Origin of the sequence: Arthrobacter sp. SLBN-100, assembly GCF_006715305.1 — a bacterium.
GTDB lineage: Bacteria > Actinomycetota > Actinomycetes > Actinomycetales > Micrococcaceae > Arthrobacter.
Genome location: NZ_VFMY01000001.1, coordinates 406,268 through 422,115 on the forward strand (window position 1 = coordinate 406,268; position 15,848 = coordinate 422,115).

The 15,848-nt window shown below is 63.5% G+C and carries 17 protein-coding genes; 8 read left to right on the plus strand and 9 right to left on the minus strand.

Going from position 1 to position 15,848, the window contains the following annotated elements; all coding sequences use genetic code 11:
- Positions 1 to 153: 153 nt before the first annotated feature.
- The gene (locus FBY31_RS01760; protein ID WP_142036137.1) at positions 154 to 612 is read right to left on the minus strand and encodes a universal stress protein; all 459 of its coding nucleotides are present in this window, start codon (positions 610 to 612) and stop codon (positions 154 to 156) included.
- A gap of 283 nt (positions 613 to 895) precedes the next feature.
- Here FBY31_RS01760 and FBY31_RS01765 point away from each other — a divergent pair, with 283 nt between their 5' ends.
- From FBY31_RS01765 to FBY31_RS01790, 6 genes are all read left to right on the plus strand, one after another.
- On the plus strand, positions 896 to 1,585 hold the full coding sequence (locus FBY31_RS01765; RefSeq protein ID WP_200833288.1) for an SRPBCC family protein: 690 nt from the start codon (positions 896 to 898) through the stop codon (positions 1,583 to 1,585).
- A gap of 71 nt (positions 1,586 to 1,656) precedes the next feature.
- Complete coding sequence (locus FBY31_RS01770; protein WP_142036138.1) at positions 1,657 to 2,343, plus strand: SRPBCC family protein; 687 nt, start codon at positions 1,657 to 1,659, stop codon at positions 2,341 to 2,343.
- 123 nt (positions 2,344 to 2,466) lie between these two features.
- Entirely contained in the window at positions 2,467 to 2,943 is a 477-nt protein-coding gene (locus tag FBY31_RS01775) for a DUF4383 domain-containing protein (protein WP_142036140.1), read from the plus strand.
- Between the two features lie 273 nt (positions 2,944 to 3,216).
- Complete coding sequence (locus FBY31_RS01780; RefSeq protein WP_142036142.1) at positions 3,217 to 3,963, plus strand: hypothetical protein; 747 nt, start codon at positions 3,217 to 3,219, stop codon at positions 3,961 to 3,963.
- 120 nt (positions 3,964 to 4,083) lie between these two features.
- The gene (locus FBY31_RS01785; protein ID WP_235012871.1) at positions 4,084 to 4,608 is read left to right on the plus strand and encodes a flavodoxin domain-containing protein; all 525 of its coding nucleotides are present in this window, start codon (positions 4,084 to 4,086) and stop codon (positions 4,606 to 4,608) included.
- Positions 4,609 to 4,679: 71 nt separating this feature from the next.
- Positions 4,680 to 5,591, plus strand: coding sequence for a CPBP family intramembrane glutamic endopeptidase (locus tag FBY31_RS01790; protein WP_142036148.1), 912 nt, complete (start codon positions 4,680 to 4,682; stop codon positions 5,589 to 5,591).
- A 24-nt stretch (positions 5,592 to 5,615) separates the two neighbouring features.
- On the opposite strand, the gene FBY31_RS01795 is transcribed toward FBY31_RS01790, so the two are convergent.
- Entirely contained in the window at positions 5,616 to 6,140 is a 525-nt protein-coding gene (locus FBY31_RS01795) for a hemerythrin domain-containing protein (protein ID WP_142036151.1), read from the minus strand.
- Positions 6,141 to 6,363: 223 nt separating this feature from the next.
- Here FBY31_RS01795 and FBY31_RS01800 point away from each other — a divergent pair, with 223 nt between their 5' ends.
- On the plus strand, positions 6,364 to 7,233 hold the full coding sequence (locus FBY31_RS01800; RefSeq protein ID WP_142036154.1) for a universal stress protein: 870 nt from the start codon (positions 6,364 to 6,366) through the stop codon (positions 7,231 to 7,233).
- A 38-nt stretch (positions 7,234 to 7,271) separates the two neighbouring features.
- Here FBY31_RS01800 and FBY31_RS01805 read toward each other — a convergent pair whose 3' ends face one another.
- Positions 7,272 to 8,219: an adenosine deaminase gene (locus FBY31_RS01805; protein ID WP_235012872.1), complete on the minus strand. Its 948-nt coding sequence runs from the start codon at positions 8,217 to 8,219 to the stop codon at positions 7,272 to 7,274.
- Between the two features lie 259 nt (positions 8,220 to 8,478).
- Positions 8,479 to 9,477: a polysaccharide deacetylase family protein gene (locus FBY31_RS01810; RefSeq protein ID WP_142036156.1), complete on the minus strand. Its 999-nt coding sequence runs from the start codon at positions 9,475 to 9,477 to the stop codon at positions 8,479 to 8,481.
- 218 nt (positions 9,478 to 9,695) lie between these two features.
- Between FBY31_RS01810 and FBY31_RS01815 the strand changes: the two genes are divergently transcribed.
- Complete coding sequence (locus FBY31_RS01815; RefSeq protein ID WP_142036159.1) at positions 9,696 to 10,457, plus strand: glycosyltransferase family A protein; 762 nt, start codon at positions 9,696 to 9,698, stop codon at positions 10,455 to 10,457.
- On the opposite strand, the gene FBY31_RS01820 is transcribed toward FBY31_RS01815, so the two are convergent.
- From FBY31_RS01820 to FBY31_RS01840, 5 genes are all read right to left on the minus strand, one after another.
- Positions 10,454 to 11,401 carry an alpha/beta fold hydrolase gene (locus FBY31_RS01820; RefSeq protein WP_142036161.1) on the minus strand — a complete coding sequence of 316 codons (948 nt, stop codon included), beginning with the start codon at positions 11,399 to 11,401 and terminating at the stop codon, positions 10,454 to 10,456. The two genes, FBY31_RS01815 and FBY31_RS01820, sit on opposite strands and share 4 nt — an antisense overlap.
- A 28-nt stretch (positions 11,402 to 11,429) precedes the next feature.
- Complete coding sequence (locus tag FBY31_RS01825) at positions 11,430 to 12,497, minus strand: alpha/beta hydrolase (RefSeq protein WP_235012873.1); 1,068 nt, start codon at positions 12,495 to 12,497, stop codon at positions 11,430 to 11,432.
- Positions 12,498 to 12,801: 304 nt separating this feature from the next.
- Positions 12,802 to 13,272, minus strand: a complete 471-nt coding sequence (locus tag FBY31_RS01830) for an Hsp20/alpha crystallin family protein (RefSeq protein ID WP_142036164.1) — start codon at positions 13,270 to 13,272, stop codon at positions 12,802 to 12,804.
- 199 nt (positions 13,273 to 13,471) lie between these two features.
- Entirely contained in the window at positions 13,472 to 15,127 is a 1,656-nt protein-coding gene (locus tag FBY31_RS01835; RefSeq protein WP_235012874.1) for a GAF domain-containing sensor histidine kinase, read from the minus strand.
- Positions 15,128 to 15,512: 385 nt separating this feature from the next.
- Entirely contained in the window at positions 15,513 to 15,821 is a 309-nt protein-coding gene (locus tag FBY31_RS01840; protein ID WP_160142419.1) for a DUF3040 domain-containing protein, read from the minus strand.
- Positions 15,822 to 15,848: the final 27 nt, after the last annotated feature.

The window sequence follows — 15,848 nt, forward strand, 5'->3', positions numbered from 1 at the left end:
GTGTCCACGGTCCACCGGACGGCGGGACCGAACCTATGGCAAGCGCCAGCAGGGCGATGATCGGCACGATGGCCACCACCCGCCGTCGTCCGCCTTGCAGCATTATTGTCACCGGCACATGCCTCTTGTAGTCCTTCCCGGCAGCGCCCTCCTCTAGGAAGCCTCCAGGCGTTCTTCCGGTGTGTGGACCACCAGCACCGGACAGTGGGCGTGGGCCACCAGGGCCGAGCTGACCGAACCCAGCAGCAGGCCGCCAAAGCCGCCGTGCCCGCGCCGCCCCACCACGACCATGTCGGCATCCCGGCTGGCTTCGATCAAGGACTCCCGCGGGTGGCCGCGGACCGGGCTGGAAATGACGTTCGACGGCGTTTCGTCACCGAACGCTGTCCTGACCGCCTCATCGAGGATCTGCCCGGCGCGTTCTTCGAAGCCCTCGATTCCCATCATCGTGTAGCCCGAATAAACCTGTGGGTAGTCCCAGTAGGCGTTGGCCGAAACTTTGGCCCCGAGCTGCACAGCCAGGCGCTGGGCCTGCCGCAATGCCTCGATGGAGGCCTCGGATCCGTCAACTCCGACAACGATTCTGGCGAATGGTGCTCCGGCAGTACTCATCTCAGCTCCTCACGCGACCGGGACGGCCTCACGTAATGATTCCCCGGTTGGGGCAGGGCCGGGTAGGGCCGAAGGTCACTGCAACGCCGCGCGTTACTGACATCTGCGGGACCAAGACTCTGTGTCAATGTGTGGGCGGGAGGATAGTGCAAAACACGGAGCGGATGATCCCTTGGCTGTCCTCGGATTTCTGCATCTTCGGCTGCTCCGGCAAATGAAACTGCTTTATAAGGGGGGCCTTCCGGCCCACGACAGGGAACCGCCGGAGTGGAAGACTCGGCGCATGGAGCAGGAACGAAACTTGGGCCGGGTGCCGGTACCGGCAGCACTTATTTGCGTTGCCGCCTGCGGACTCGCATTCCGGCGCTTCCAACTGGGCTGGGGTTCCAGGCCGGAGGAGGTGGGTGCCGAACTGCCAGGCGATGACCTGATCACCAACCCCGGACTGCAGGCATCACGGTCTATCACTATCCATGCTCCGACTGAAAGGGTGTGGCCCTGGCTGGTGCAGATGGGCCAGCGCCGAGGGGGCCTCTACAGCTACGATTTCCTCGAGAACCTCGCGGGCCTGGACATCCATAGCGCGGACCGGATCCACCCCGAGTGGCAGGACATCAAAGTGGGGGACCCGGTTCATCTGGCGCCCACGGACACGGGGGACTTGCAGGTGGCACTCCTTGAACCGGAGAGGGCGCTTGTCCTGCGCGTTCCACCGGGCCCGGCAACCGGTCCTTTTGACTTCACCTGGTCATTCGTCCTCCGGCCAGAGCCAGACCGAACCACCCGCCTCGTTGTCCGTGAGAGGTACGCCTACCGGCAGTGGTGGGCCCGCTTCCTCGTCGAGACCGTGGAAATTGCCAGCTTCGTCATGTCCGTCCGGATGCTCCACGGGATCAGGCGCCGGGCCGAGGGGAACCTTGCAGGGAACAAGGCGGGCAGCGCAGCTGTCTTACTGAGCAGCCCGCTTGCATGAGGCGCCCTGGAAGCAGTGCAGGTACAGACATCCGCTGGGGGCGCCATTCACAGTACGGAGAGTTCTCAATCATGGACAATCCCGGGCTTTCACCTCAATTGCTCCCCAGGATCTTTCGCATTGTCGGCGCAATCCTCGCCGCGGTGGATGCCTACCACAGGTTCCTCCGCCCGCTCCACCTTCAGTGGGGAGCGAGCAAGGAGGAAGCGGAACGTTCCATGCCCGGAGACGAGTTGGTGGATGCCGCGTACATCACGACAACCAGGGCCGTGTCCATCAAGGCCGGCCCAGGCGACATCTGGCCGTGGCTTGTGCAAATGGGCGACCGCCGCGGGGGCCTGTACAGCTACGACTTCCTGGACCGGGCCTTCGGCATCCTGAGCGGCCCAAGCGCCGACAGGATACTCCCCGAGTTCCAGCGGCTTGCGGCTGGCGACGTGATTCCCCTGGGCAAGGGCCCGGACTGGCCGGTTGCAGTCCTTGACCCCGAACGGGCCATGGTGCTGGAACCGGTCTCCGGCCGCGTCAGCTGGTGTTTCGCGCTGTATCCGAATGGGGACCTTACGCGATTGGTGAGCCGGGTACGCATCCGAATCTACACCAGGCCCGTCCTCTGGATTCTGGCGCCGCTGGTCGATGCATGTTGGTTCATCATGGAACGAAAGATGCTCAAGGGAATCCGTCAACGTGCCGAGAAACTGGATTCCGTTGCATCCCCATGGGAACCCGGTATGCAAAAGGAGGACCAAAGCCTCTGACTCCTGGACAGGGAGGCGTTGAGCATTGATCATGAGCCTGAACACGGCCGGGCTCAGCCCGTAGCAGGGCCGGTTTTCGTCGCGGACCCATCAGCAACACCAAACAAATCCAAGGAGAAAAAAATGTCTGCGTCATCAGCACACCCGGGTATCGGTGCCCGCCACCATCGAACGCCCATCGAGATCACGGCCCTTGCAGCGGGAGCTGTTTTCGCCCTCGTGGGAATTCTCGGTTTCATCCCCGGCATCACTACGAACTATTCGCAGATGACCTTCGCTGGTCCCGACTCCGGCGCCATGCTCCTGGGCGTTTTCCAGGTATCCATACTGCATAACATTGTTCATCTGCTCTTCGGCGCGGCTGGCCTGCTCATGGGCAGGACCGTAATGCAGGCGAAGTATTACCTGATCGGCGGGGGCGCTCTCTACCTGGTGATCTGGGTATACGGCCTCCTGATCGATCATGGGTCTTCTGCCAACTTCATCCCGGTCAACACCGCAGACAACTGGCTCCACGTCGTTCTGGGAGTCGCGATGATCGCCCTGGGCCTCCTTCTTGGCCGCGGTACGGGCAGCGCTGGCCGCGCACGGGAGCTGTAAGAGGAACGGTTCGCCGGGGGCTTGAACTGCTCCCGGAAGTTGGCCTGAGAAATTCGGTTTCCGACTCCCGGGGAGCAGTTCCACAGCACTTGACCCGAATCGCTTCCTGGGACTGCATGGGCTGAGTGACCCGCTGGGACACCGCCTTGACGCGACACAGCCAGGGCCTTTTCCTACACGGAAGGCCTGTGGGGCTTCCTGCTGAAGGAGTTGCCAGGAGGGCGAACACGGCTCGGCCGTCCGACGCGAGCAGTGGGGGATAGGTGACAGAAAATGAATGATGTGAAGATGCGGCGGTTAGCCGGTTCTTTCAGCCTTGCAGCGCTTCTGCTGTCGCTGGGACAGTTTCCGCTCTACATGGCTGGAGATTCTTCCGTTTCGGTCTACGACGGGGCCGCCCAAGCACAGGACCTGTTCCGGATCCGGAACGCCGTCTTTACGCGGATCTTGCTCAACATGGCGCTTTACGTTGTGATGATGGTCTTCGCGGCGGCCTTCCGGGAATTGATTCGGAGATCGGACCCGGAATTCGAGTGGGTCGGCACACTGGCTTTTGGAGCCATGGTTGTCTGGGTCGGGGTAACCCTGGTGGCTAACGGACTTGAGGGTGGCGCTGTTCTTGACACCCTCGGGGGAAATGCAGATCCCTCGGCGGTTCGCGCGATGTTCGAAGGCACCCTGTTGATCTACAACGGCCCGATCGCCTTCGTCATCACTGGCATGTTTATGGCGACGGCGGCCTACGCCACCTTCGCCACCGGCATACTCCCGCGCTGGACAGGATGGCTGGCTTGGGCGGCGGTCGTTTCATGCGCAGTATCAGTTCCCGCGATTTACGGCGGCCCCGTTGATTTCAATGGTTGGTACAACGCCGGTGGCTGGTTACCGGTCCTTATGGCTAATTTTCCCCCGGCGCTCTGGTTCCTTGTCGTCGGCGTGGTACTGGTGCATTCGAAGCAGACACCAATGCCGGTGCAGGGAAAGTCTGCCCGAACGAAGAATTCCCCAGACATGCCGTGAAAGTGTGCCGGGACTGCTGCTGCCGGATACCGAACTTCGTCCGCCAGCCCGGGACTTATGGCAGGTTCCAACAGGTGCGGGTTCCACCAGACTGGAGCAAGGAAGGCAGGAGAACCAACCATGACTGTTCTTGTTGCGTATGCAAGTGGACTGGGGTCCACCAGGGAAATTGCTCAACATATAGCCGCCCGCATGGCGCCTGCGCTGGGCGAGGTCGAGTGCCGGTCCGTGGAGGAGGTTGAGTCTGTCTCCGGCTACGATGCTGTCGTGGTCGGCAGCGCCATCCACAATCAGGCGTGGCTGCCTGCGGCTTTGCTGTTCTTCACACGCCATGTGCCTCAGCTGGCCAAACGACCTGTCTGGGCTTTCAGCGTGGGGATGTCCGAAGCCCTGCCCAAGCCGTTTCGCAAGCGCGGTGCGGCACTGCAACAGGAACGCCTGGAACGGGCTCAGTTCCAGGAGGTTCCGCTCCGCGGCCACAAAGTCTTTTCCGGTGTCTACAAGGCCGCGCAGATGCCGGCACCGCTCCGTCTCTTGTTTCGGCTCACGGGAGGCCGCTTCGGAGACTTGCGGGACTGGGCGGCTGTCGACGCCTGGACGGATCAAATCACAGCCCAACTCGCCAAACACGCTCCGTTGACCTGATCCGGAAGCGTCACGGCAAAGTTCCGACAGGATCTGTTGCCGGAGTGATTCAGCACGAAAGGACGGTCCTGATGAGTGTTCAGCGGATTGAAAATTGGCGCACCTGGATGTGGTTCGTCTGGCTGATCGCCGCGATGCTCTTGCTGGCGCTCCTTGACCTGACGGTCTATGGCCTGGTGGTGCCCGCCTCTGCGCTCTTGCTGGCCGCGATTTCCGGCCCTGCGGCCTGGCGGCGGCAGGGCGTCGACAAACTGGATCTCATCGTGGTGGCGGGCCTCTACCTGGTGGTCGTCGCACTGTTTCGTGTGGCCTTTACCGTGTTCACTGTTACGAACGTGCCCGGCTTGTTCCTTTGCTTTGGTGCAGGACTGGTCTTGGGGGTCGCGGGTCCGGTCTTTTATACCGCCAGGCGGGGACGGCCGTTGTCCGACCTGGGATTGTGGCTGGGTAACTGGAAGCCGGCGCTAGCCTTGGGGTTGATTCTGGCGTCCATTCAGTTCGCCATCACGCTCTTCGGGTATCCCTTACCCGAACCGGAGGGGTGGGTGCCTTTGCTTGTTATGTCTTTGACTGTGGGCGCCTTCGAGACCGTGTTCTTCCGCGGTTTCGTCCAGACTCGCCTCAGCGCCAGTTTCGGCCGGGCCCCCGGTGTCGCCATAGCTGCAGCACTGTACGCCGCATACCATATCGGGTACGGAATGAGCGGCGAAGGCATGGTGTTCCTCTTTGGGCTCGGCATCGTCTACGCGGTAGCGTTCGCTCTGACCCGCAACGTCCTTGTGCTGTGGCCCTTACTCACCCCATTGGGTTCCTTCTTCAATAACCTCAACATAGGAGAGATCGAGTTGCCCTGGGCCGCCATTCTGGGCTTCGCCGACGTGCTGGGTCTAATGGTCGCTTCGATTTGGCTGGCTCAGAGGTTACTGTTGCGGCGCAGGAGGCAACAGGGAGCAATAACGGGAGTACATGGCCAAGCTCCGTGAGCAGGATCTTCGCTGAGGGTGAACCTACTCCGCGGAACGGGCATGATGGTGGCGGTGGTGGTCCGGGCTGTGTTCTCCCACCAGCTCGTGAAGCCCTGAAACCGCCTCAGCCAGCGACATGGTGGGCGACTGCACGATGAACGGCATCAGGAGGCGGTTTTCCTTGTCGAGATGCAGGGCGAATATGCGCCGGATTGCGTCGCCGGCCACGGCGGCAGGAACGCCCCGTGAACTGCGCAGCTCCTCGACAAGCCCCACGATCACCTTGTGCTCGCTTAGCATGCCTTCCACCAGCAGTTTTCCTTCCGGAGTTGAGCGCGGGCCGCTGTACAGCGGACCCTCCTCTGCCAGCGCATGTGGAATGAGTTCGCTGTCACACCATGCCAGCAGCGTGCCGCGGGCCTTTTCTTCGGCCGCGGAGTCCCCGGACTCGACGGACCCGATCAGCGAGGCCGCCAACCCGCTCAGCTCTTTGAGCATGCCGGCATGATGTTCTTCAACAGCCTGCATTGCCGCTGCTTCGGCTCCCCGTTCCGCGTGCTGGTTCATGGCATCTCCCTGGTTAAAATGCTGGCTGCCGGGTAAAACTCGCCTGGCCAGCGATGTGACCTCTCTTGCCAATCGTAGGCCGGAATCATCGACACTTACCGGGCCTTTCGGCCCTTTGGGGCTAAAGGCCCTAACGTCCGTACCGGCGGAAGGATCACACTGAACGCGTCGGCACTGTTTCGGTGTTGATGCCCACCATCGCGCCCGGAAGAGCAGGTTTCAGATGAACAAGCCAATCGTCGTCGGAGTTAACGGGTCGGGCGGCAGCGAGGCAGCAATGCTGTGGTCGCTCCAGCGCGCTGCCCGGCACAAGCTTTCCGTCATTGCCGTGCACGCACTCGATGACCGGTGGATGTCGCCGGAGTTCACCTATCAGGACGTGATCAGGGAATCCGGCATGCAGCTGCTGCGGCAGGTCCAGGAGGATGCCGCCAAGAAGGAGCCTGGCGTTGACGTCAGGATCCGATTGGGGGAAGGGAGCCCGGCCTCCGTGCTGAAGGACCTCTCACGGGATGCCTCGATGGTAGTCATTGGATCGCACAACCGGACCTGGGCTGATGGAGGACCCATGACGGACCGCGCACTGCAGGTGGTCGCGGCATCAGACTGCCCGGTGGCGGTCATTCCCCAGGACCAAGGACCGGCGGGCCGTGGAGTGGTGGTCGGGGTGGATGGCTCTGAGGAATCGCTCCAGGCGGTGGCGCTGGCGGCGGCCGAAGCAGACCGCGAGGGGGACGTGCTCACTGCCGTGCTGGCATTCCGCCGCCCGTCCTGGTGGGCTCAGCGGGGGATGCCCGTCAGAGGCCTGGCCGAGGCGATTGAGGAAGAGGACAGGATTGTCCTGGCAGAGTCAGTCGCCGGCCTAACGGACAAGTACCCGGACCTCGTAGTGCGTCAGCGGCTCGAGAATGACGAGGATCCGGCGAAGGCGCTGGTAGCGGCTGCAGCCGATGCGCGGTTGCTGGTTCTCGGCAGCCGCGGCCGCGGAGGCTTCAGCAGGCTCCTGCTGGGTTCCACCGCACACGCGGTCCTGCAGCGGGTACCGTGCCCCACCGTTGTGACCCGCTTACATGCCGTGAAGCACCAGGAATAGCCGCAGCGGCAGCTGAAGGGGGCCGTCATGGGTCCCCTTCAGGGCTGGGGCATCCGGCTGAACAGCCGGCATACCGCCAGGGTGAACCACAGCTGTAAGTCGTGATAGCGGTCCCGCATCAGATGCCCGCTGAACAATCCGCCGGGCTCCTGGTGCATGATCAGCCACGCCTTGGCCTGGTTGATCTTCTCACCGCGCAGATGTGGGTTTATCAAGCTGACCGCGTCCAGAGCGGAGACGATATCGGTGGCCCAAAAGGGGTAGCAGAATTCGGTCCAATCAGTTGCCCGGTTCTTGTCCGGGTACCTGTCCTTCTCGAATATCCTTTCGGTGAGCAACCTGCTCACCGAAAGGGCCGTCCCGCTTTGCCTGTGGCCCGGATGTGCGGCGTAGGCCCGCAACACCGTTCCGGTGACGAAATGTGAAAATGGTTTCGACCGGTCGGGCTGCACGGTTTCGGGTTCGTCCAAGGCAGTCAGGTTCCTGCCCCTGGTCCGGATGGCAAGAGCCCATCCGCCGCCGTCCTGCTGTGTGTCCTCCAGCCAGGAGAACCCCCTCGCGACGCGCTCGTCGTCCCCGTACCCGGCCCTCACCAACAGCTCCAGCAGGGCGGCTGAGTAGTTGGGGGAGAACTGGTTTCCGTAGATCCCGCGGATGTCCCCCTCCGGTGACTGCTTGGAGAGAACGTAGTCGGCCGACCTAGCAATCGCAGGGTGCTGGCGGGTAAGACCGAACATGCTCACCAGGAAGCCAAGCTGCCGGTAGGTCTCCAGCAGGTCGTAGTCCGTCCTGCGCCGGGAGGTGCTGCCGGGATAGGCCCAGGATCCGTCCGACCGCTGGCGGTGGAGGATCCGGACGGGAACCGGCAGCGCCCACAGGGCAGCTTGCGGGCCCTCCTGGGTTTGCTGCAGCAGGTCCTGTTTCGTCCAGTAGCCGACGGCGGCGTGGCCGCTGAGGAGCAGGGGCGTCAGCGGATCGTGGGGCAAATCGTGCAGCCAGGTTTTACCGTCCTGAGGGGGTAGTGACAGCCCGACCATCCTCTTCCGCGCTCGCCGGCAATCGATGGGCAGACGCTACCGGAACAACGGCATTTCCGGAAGGGCCGGTGGTTTCGTGCCGGCGGGACTTTCTACTGGTGCACCCTCAACACTGACACCGGAGTGGACATCCCGAACGTGACTACCGGGCAGTGGCAACCGTCAAGGGACTCCTTGACTACCTCTCGAACAGCCCCTGACCAAGGCCCTAACCGCCCAGGAGCGCATCGAGGGTAACGAAGCCGTACCCGGCGGCGCTGATGCGGTCCATCACTTGGGGCAGGGCGTCGGCATCCAGGGTGGTGCTGTCGTCCGGGTTGGATCCGATGTGCATCAGGACGATCTCGCCTGGCTGGAGGCCGGCAATGACCCGGTCCGTGACCGTTTGCGTGCTGATGCCGCCGCTCGTGCCCTTCCAGCCCAGGGTATCCACGGTCCACCGGACGGCGACGTAGCCCAGGCCGTTCACCTCCGCGATGGTCCGCGCATCCCGTTCGCCGTAAGGGAAGCGGAACAACGGGCGGGGATCGCCGCCCGCCGCCAGGATGGCCTGCTCAGCTCCCAGGACCTGCTGGTCAATCAGCGGATTGGAGAGGCCCGTGAAGCCGGGGTGGGTCATGGAATGGTTGGCCACGCGATGGCCGGCCGCGACGATCTGCCCCACCGCTCCAGGATTCGTGGCGGCCCAGTTGCCGGTCAGGAAGAACGTGCCGGCAACACCCCTCGCGGACAGGGTTGACAGGATCTTCGGAAGGCCTGCGGAATTTGCGCCGGCATCGAAGGTCAGCGCCACCACACGCCCGGCCCCCGGGATGACTGTCAGGTCCTGGCCACGGAGCGACGGCGGGAAGGGCGCCGGTGCCGGCGGAGCCGCTGTTTCCGGCGGTACTGGTTCGGGCGGTACTGGTTGGGGGATGGGCGGGACGGTTACCGGCGGCTGGACCGGGGTCTGGCCCGCCTCCGGAGTCTCAGTCTCAGTCTCAGTACCAGTCGCAGGCGCGGAAGGGGAGGTTGGCGCTGAGGGCGATGGGCTGGGGGAATCCGTGACCTGCCCCGGCAAGGTCCCGGTCGGCGGAGCCGACGACGGCTGGCTGCCGGGGCGGAGCGAGGTCACCACGGCGAGCGCGACGGCGAGTGCCACGAGGGCGAGCGCCACCACGACGGCGACGACGCGCCGTCGTCCGTTGCCGGACAATGCGGACGTCACCGCTGCCCGCCCCGGCAGGGACCTGCAGATTCCGCCCCGGCGGATACACTCCCGGGCAGCTGTGCCACTGCCAACCCCTTTCGCCGGCCTTACCTTTCTGATAATGCTGCGCCATCGCCGGGCGCCGCGGCAGAGGCGTTGGTCCCGTCATCCCTGCACCCGGGAATCCCCTTGTTGTGAAGGTCCGCTGGCAACCGGCGTACGGGTAGGCTCTCGCTATGGCTGTTCCCACCGTCTCGGTTGTCATCCCCTGCCGCAATGACGCCTCGGAGCTGGAGACCTGCCTGGCCTTACTGTCCCAACAGAGCCGGCCGGCAGACGAGATCATCGTGGTGGACAACTCGAGCAGCGATGGCACCGCTGCCGTCTGTGCCACGGCCGGCGTCAGGCGGATAGCGGTGGACCTGCCAGGTATTCCGGCGACTGCCGCCGCCGGTTTTGATGCCGCGGCGGGGGACATCATCGCCCGGCTCGACACCGACTCCCGGCCGCCACAGGATTGGCTCGAGCACGTCGAGGGCATCCTTCGGACCGCGGGGCCGCTTACCGTTGTCACCGGGCCCGGTGATTTTTACGGCGGGAACATCCTGGTCCGCTTTGCTGGCCGATGCCTGTTGAGGGGCGGCTATTTCACCGTTATCGGCTTCCTGTTGGGCCATCCGCCGGCCTACGGTTCCAACTTCGCCCTGCATCGGGACGTCTGGGCGGGCATCCGCATGCTGGTGGTCCGGGACAATGCCGACGTCCATGATGACTTCGATATCTCCTACCGCCTGAGGCCGGAGATGGCGGTGGTCTACGATCCAACCTTGCGGGTTGGGGTGTCGGCTCGCCCGTTCGCCAGCTGGTCATCGTTTCGGCGCCGCGTCGTGATGTCGCTGGTGACGTTCCGCATCGAGTTTGCGTTTGAACCGCCGCTGAAGCGCCGCCTGGAGCGGTTGCGCTGGCGCTGCCGGCAACGGCACCAGGAATTAACTTAGGCCGCCCGGTCGGCTTTGGCATAGAGCGCCAGGAGGTCACGGCTGAACTCGTGCGGCGACGTTTCGCAGGGGCTGTGGCCGCCCCTGTATACCCCGATCCGGGCTGCGATCGCCTGGGCGAAGAGCCGATGAAGCTGCAGTGGCCACAGGTCATGCTCGCCCACCGCGACGAACTTTGGGACGGTCGCTTCCGCCAGCACCTGCCGAAGATCCGGAACGTTCTTCATGAGCATGTAGATGTCCCGGATCGAGGCGCGGCGGGTGAAGCGGAACCGGTAATTGACGAACCGGAGCCTTCCTGGCGGTACGATCACGAAGCTGCGGCGGATGCCCCAGATCAGCAGTGCGGCACCGATCCTGCCATTCACCCAGCTGCTGAACCGGCCGATCCGGCTGATACCCCTGAAGCTCTGGCCGGACTCGGGCGGGCAACTCAGGAGGGTGAGGGTCCTGAACAGCTCCGGGCGCTCCGCGTAGGCGAGCTGGACAACTATTGCGGCGAAGGAGTAGCCCACAACATGGGCGGGCGCGCCAACGGCCTGCAGGACTGCCAGGAAGTCATCCACGAAAAGCCGGTAGTCATAATGCCGCCTCGGCGGTACCAGGTTCTCCGGGCCCGCTGCCGCCGACTCATACTGGCCTGCCAAGTCGTAGCTCACCACAAAGTAGCCGGCGTCGGCGAGGTCGGGCATCATGAGCGAGAAATCTTCTTTGGAACCCGTGGCTCCGGGTACCAGCACGATGCACGGATTGCCGGGATCTCCGAGGGTCAGCGCCGCGAGGTGACCGCTGGGAACAGGGATGCGCCGGCGTACCGAGCCGGGGGGCGGCACGGACCAGTCGACGTCACCCAGTTCGGCGTCCTGGAGGGCGGCGGCATCCACCCGCGCGGAGCCGAAATCCTCAGGGTCGATCCCGTACTGCCCTTGATCCGGAACTGCCATGCTCCAAACATAGCTCCCGCGGCTGGGCTCAGTGCGGAGCCTCGGCGGAGGAAGCCCGGGCGGCGCTCCTTACGAAGGCATGCAAGCGCCGGTAGACTTCCTGGGATTCCGGGTAGCGGTAATCCTGCTGCCAGGTGTGTTCAGTGTTGGCACTGTCCCACCGGTAGATCAAGGCGTCCACCGGTATGCGGTGCTTCTGCAGCCGTTCAATGAAGTTCAGGTTTGCCTGGTAGAAGAAGTCCCGCTCGGAAGTGGTGACGAACACCGGCGGGTGGCTGTCGTCCAGCCATTCGATGGGGGACATAAAACCGGCCGCAGACTTCAGCCGCTCGGCTGCTTCCGGTGCCGGCAGCGGTTTTTGCGTTCGTTCCGTCGGATGCAGACCCGATGGCAGCAGCATGCGGATGAAGTTCAGGCTGAGGACAAAGCCGCGGTCGAAGAATACAGAAAAATCCACGGCGCTGCAGTGCTGGACCAGTCCTTTGAGGTGTTTTCCTGGAAGGGCTGGTTGTAGGGCGTAATGCGCGGCAAGCTCGGGCCGCAGGCTCGCGGCGGTGAGCAAGGCGGCGATCTGGCCGCCAGCGGAGTCGCCTCCCAGGACAAGCCGCTCGGGGTCCCCTCCGTACTTCCGGATATTGGCGCCCACCCAGGCGAGGGCAATATTCGCGTCCTCGAGAAGATGGCCCATATGGAAGCGGGGAGCGCGGCGGTAGTTGACGTTTACCACCACCATCCCCCCAAGCGCCTGGTTCGCGCAGTATTTGGTCACGGCCGCTTTGTCCCCGGACGTCCACCCTCCGCCGTGGAAGTAGACATAGACGGGCAGCAGCTCTTCAGCCCCCGCCGGCCCCAAAGGCCCTGTGGCCGGCGGGGTCAGTACGTCGAGGCGGTGGGCGCGGAGACCGTCGCCGAAGTAGTCGACGTCGTCGGTATACGTGACCTCACTGACGGGATCCATGTTGAACCGCGTCTGCTCCCGTGAGCTCACCGTAAGCATCAGGAGACGCCACGACCACACAGGTACCCGGCGCAACACTCCCCGGGCGCTGCGGGCCAGGGAGAAGGCGCTGCCGGAAGGGGCGGCCACCGCGGTCATGGCTTCATGTTACCGGGCAGACATTAAGCAAACGACACGCCTAAAGCATCCGGAAGGCTTGGCGCCAGTGGGGCAGACTAGCCCTCGCCGGCAGCCAAGAGATAACGGATGAACCCGTCAGAGGCCAGCACGGCCGCCGGTGGAGTGCTGCGCGCTCTTCGAAGAGCTGGGTGGCACCTGGAATGATTTCCAGCCGTGTTGTCGCCCGCAGGGCCAGCCGTGGACCGGCCAGGGCGGCCGCCCCTTGAAACGATGGCGGCCGGAACGCCGCCGCGCGGCTGTCCGAGCCCCGTGAGGTCAATGCTTAGCCGCGGGTGACCGGAAGCTTCTTCGGCGCCTCAGGCGGGGCAGCTTCCTCCGGCAGGGGCGTCCGGACTTCCAGCATCCCGTCCTTGTAGGAGGCTTTGATGTCTTCTTCCTTCACGCCTTCGGGAAGGGGGATGCTGCGGCTGAAGGAGCCGTAACGGAATTCGGACCGGACACGGCCCTTGTCCTTGTGCTCTTCCTTTTCCCGGCGTTCGGCCCGAATCCGCAGATATCCATCATCGATCGTGATCTCCACGTCTTTGTCCGGATCTACGCCCGGCATCTCGGCCCTCACCACCAGGGTCTTGCCGTCGACGAATTCCTCAACCCGGATCGGGGCGGGTCCGTTCCCGGCGTCGAAGATGCGGTCCATGAGGTCCCCAAAGTCCAAGGGCGACTTCAAAAGGGATTGGAACGGGGAGCTCCACCGGGGTGTGTTGAACGGCGTCCATCTAAGCATGTCTGACATGACGGTTCCTTCTAAATCTCGTAGCGTACCACCGGGCAGGGGCCAAGTGTTCTTCCAGTAGATACCCCCGTGGATGGAGGTGACAGGGACCAAAGACCCGTGGTGCCTGCAGCATGGATAACCACGAAATATGTGTGGGGGAGGCCTCACCTGGTGAGTTTTGTATTGTTCACTGATGGCCAGGTTCCTCGGGCTGTCGTCAGGTCGCGACGGGCGCCGTCCACGTCACGAACGTGCCTTGGCCGGGGGAACTGCTAATGACACACCGGCCGCCCACCCTGGCGGCGCGCTGCCTCATGTTGTCCAGTCCGCCCATCCGTCCGGGGTTCTCAAAACCGCAGCCGTTGTCCCGCACCATAAGGACCACGCTGTCCCTGTGCGCCGTTACGCGGATACTTATTGAGTCCGCGCCGGAGTGCCTGACAGCGTTGCTGACGCTTTCGGTGAGCACCGGTACCAATTGCATGGCGACATCCTCGGTCACGGTCTCATCGATGGGGCCTGTGAGCTCCATGTCCGGGTTGAACCCGGCTTGCCAGGCAGCTTTTTGCACAGTACGCAGGAGCCGGCTGCTGAGGAGTTCCTGCGCCGACCCGCGCGCTTGCAGCGAGTACACGGTGTCCCGCAGTTGCCGTATGGTGTCGTCCAGTTCCCCCGTGACGCTGGCAATCCGCTCGTGAGCGACGGGATCTTCGGTGTAGCGGCGCAGGCTCTGCATGCTCAGTCCCGCAGCAAACAGGCGCTGGATTACCAGGTCATGCAGGTCGCGTGCAATCCGGTCACGGTCGGAGAAGAGCATGTGTTCCTCCCGCAGCCTGTTTGCCTCGAGCAGGTCCAACGCCAGGCCTATTCGTGATCCATAAACGGCGCTCAGTTCCAAGTCGACATCCCCGTATCCTGGTCCACCGGCGGCCCGGGCCAGGATCAGTACGCCGTTCCGGTTTCCCTTGTGGCCCAGGGCGGTGACGAGGACAGGCCCCAGCTTAATACCCCATTCCGGGTCAAACAGTTGGGCTGCGTCCGGCACGGTTTGGGACAATCCCGTTTCCAAGACCTCGGTGAGTACCGGGGAGACCGGCAGCCGGTATCCCGCCGGGAGTGACTGGGCGCCCACAGAAGTCCAGGACTTGACGATTCCGTCCCCTGCCGGACCCGCAATGAGTGCCAGCACCGAGTCCGAGGCACGCAGTGCCCGCTCGGCAACGAGGTCCAGGCTGTCTGTCTCATGGGGGTGTGTTTGTCCGATCAGGGCGTCGGTGACCTCCATTCCCGCTTCCAGCCAAAGACGGCGGCGGTTGCTTTCCTCGAATAATCTTGCGTTCTGGATGGCCACTCCTGCCGCTGCAGCCAGGGCAACCGTGAGCGCTTCGTCCTCTGCGGTAAAGTCCTGCCCGTCGTTCTTCCCGGTCAGGTACAGGTTGCCCACGGTAGTGCGGAGTCGGATAGGCACACCCAGGAATGTCTTCACGGGCGGGTGATTGGCCGGGAACCCGGCGGCCGTTATAAGTTCACCCAGGTCATGCAGCCCCAAGGGTTTGGGTTCGGTGATCAACTGCCCAAGGACACCATGCCCGGTGGGTAGTTCGCCAATGATCCGAGTACCCTCCTCGTCTATCCCCACAGTGATGAAGTGGCTTAATAGCTGCCCCTCGCCGATGACGCCGAGCGCGCCATAGCGCGCTCCGACGAGTTCACACGCGGAGTGCACAACGTGGTCCAGGACCGCTTCGAGGCTTAGGTCTTCGGTCAGGGATACGACGGCGGCAAGCAGTCCTTCCATGTGCTCCTGGGGGCGGACCAGTTCATCTGCCCGGTCAATGAATTCCCTGAAGAGGACCTGGCTGCGTTGGCGCATCGGTTCACGCCACATGGAAGATGACCATCCGGAGACGATGACCACAGCCCGGGGCCGTGGTCTTCACGACAAGCCAGACGTGTGGGCTCATGTGGGTCAGCACTCTGGAGCGACGCGGGACTGATGGTTGCAGCAACCTCTTCATGGCACACCCTTGTGTCATCTGAGAAAGTCCAACGTGTGGTAGTTTGCCGGACTCGGTTATCGGAGTCCCAGTCGCCTCCACTTATATGCTAGCTCGCTTAAGGGATTCTGCGGTCTCCATCGTCCAAGCGGTTCAGACATCCGGTCGGAAAGGCTTCCCCCGGGACACGTCATGGCGGTAATTCTGGTTGAAGCAGGCGGCCCGGGTGAGCCCCGAGGCCGCTCTCACCGTGCACCATGGTCATCCGGCCAACGGGCCCTCCGGCCGGTGCCTGAAAATTCGTCCTCGCACGCCCAGCGACAGCAGATAGGCACCGGTGCCCATGATCGTGAAACCGAGGATTCCAAGAGGCGCAACATGCGTGGCGACCCCCGTCAGCAGGACGACAATTCCGACGAGCAGCATCAAGCCGCCCGCTGCCGTGCGACCGGTGCTTGCGGCAGGCTTAGTTGGATCGAAACAAAGTTTCGCAGCCAGGTGAGCGTCTTCTCTTTGCAGTTGTTCCGCGAGCAGCTGAAGCTGGTGCTGTTCGTGTTCCGTGAGTGCCATCGACTCCTCCTCAGGTGTGAATGCGGG

What these genes read in the sequence shown, in the direction of transcription:
- FBY31_RS01760 (WP_142036137.1), bottom strand. Translation starts at nt 612, where the DNA reads ATGAGTACTGCCGGAGCACCATTCGCCAGAATCGTTGTCGGAGTTGAC.
- FBY31_RS01765 (WP_200833288.1), top strand. Translation starts at nt 896, where the DNA reads ATGGAGCAGGAACGAAACTTGGGCCGGGTGCCGGTACCGGCAGCACTT.
- FBY31_RS01770 (WP_142036138.1), top strand. Translation starts at nt 1,657, where the DNA reads ATGGACAATCCCGGGCTTTCACCTCAATTGCTCCCCAGGATCTTTCGC.
- FBY31_RS01775 (WP_142036140.1), top strand. Translation starts at nt 2,467, where the DNA reads ATGTCTGCGTCATCAGCACACCCGGGTATCGGTGCCCGCCACCATCGA.
- FBY31_RS01780 (WP_142036142.1), top strand. Translation starts at nt 3,217, where the DNA reads ATGAATGATGTGAAGATGCGGCGGTTAGCCGGTTCTTTCAGCCTTGCA.
- FBY31_RS01785 (WP_235012871.1), top strand. Translation starts at nt 4,084, where the DNA reads ATGACTGTTCTTGTTGCGTATGCAAGTGGACTGGGGTCCACCAGGGAA.
- FBY31_RS01790 (WP_142036148.1), top strand. Translation starts at nt 4,680, where the DNA reads ATGAGTGTTCAGCGGATTGAAAATTGGCGCACCTGGATGTGGTTCGTC.
- FBY31_RS01795 (WP_142036151.1), bottom strand. Translation starts at nt 6,140, where the DNA reads ATGAACCAGCACGCGGAACGGGGAGCCGAAGCAGCGGCAATGCAGGCT.
- FBY31_RS01800 (WP_142036154.1), top strand. Translation starts at nt 6,364, where the DNA reads ATGAACAAGCCAATCGTCGTCGGAGTTAACGGGTCGGGCGGCAGCGAG.
- FBY31_RS01815 (WP_142036159.1), top strand. Translation starts at nt 9,696, where the DNA reads ATGGCTGTTCCCACCGTCTCGGTTGTCATCCCCTGCCGCAATGACGCC.
- FBY31_RS01820 (WP_142036161.1), bottom strand. Translation starts at nt 11,401, where the DNA reads ATGGCAGTTCCGGATCAAGGGCAGTACGGGATCGACCCTGAGGATTTC.
- FBY31_RS01825 (WP_235012873.1), bottom strand. Translation starts at nt 12,497, where the DNA reads ATGACCGCGGTGGCCGCCCCTTCCGGCAGCGCCTTCTCCCTGGCCCGC.
- FBY31_RS01830 (WP_142036164.1), bottom strand. Translation starts at nt 13,272, where the DNA reads ATGTCAGACATGCTTAGATGGACGCCGTTCAACACACCCCGGTGGAGC.
- FBY31_RS01835 (WP_235012874.1), bottom strand. Translation starts at nt 15,127, where the DNA reads ATGCGCCAACGCAGCCAGGTCCTCTTCAGGGAATTCATTGACCGGGCA.
- FBY31_RS01840 (WP_160142419.1), bottom strand. Translation starts at nt 15,821, where the DNA reads ATGGCACTCACGGAACACGAACAGCACCAGCTTCAGCTGCTCGCGGAA.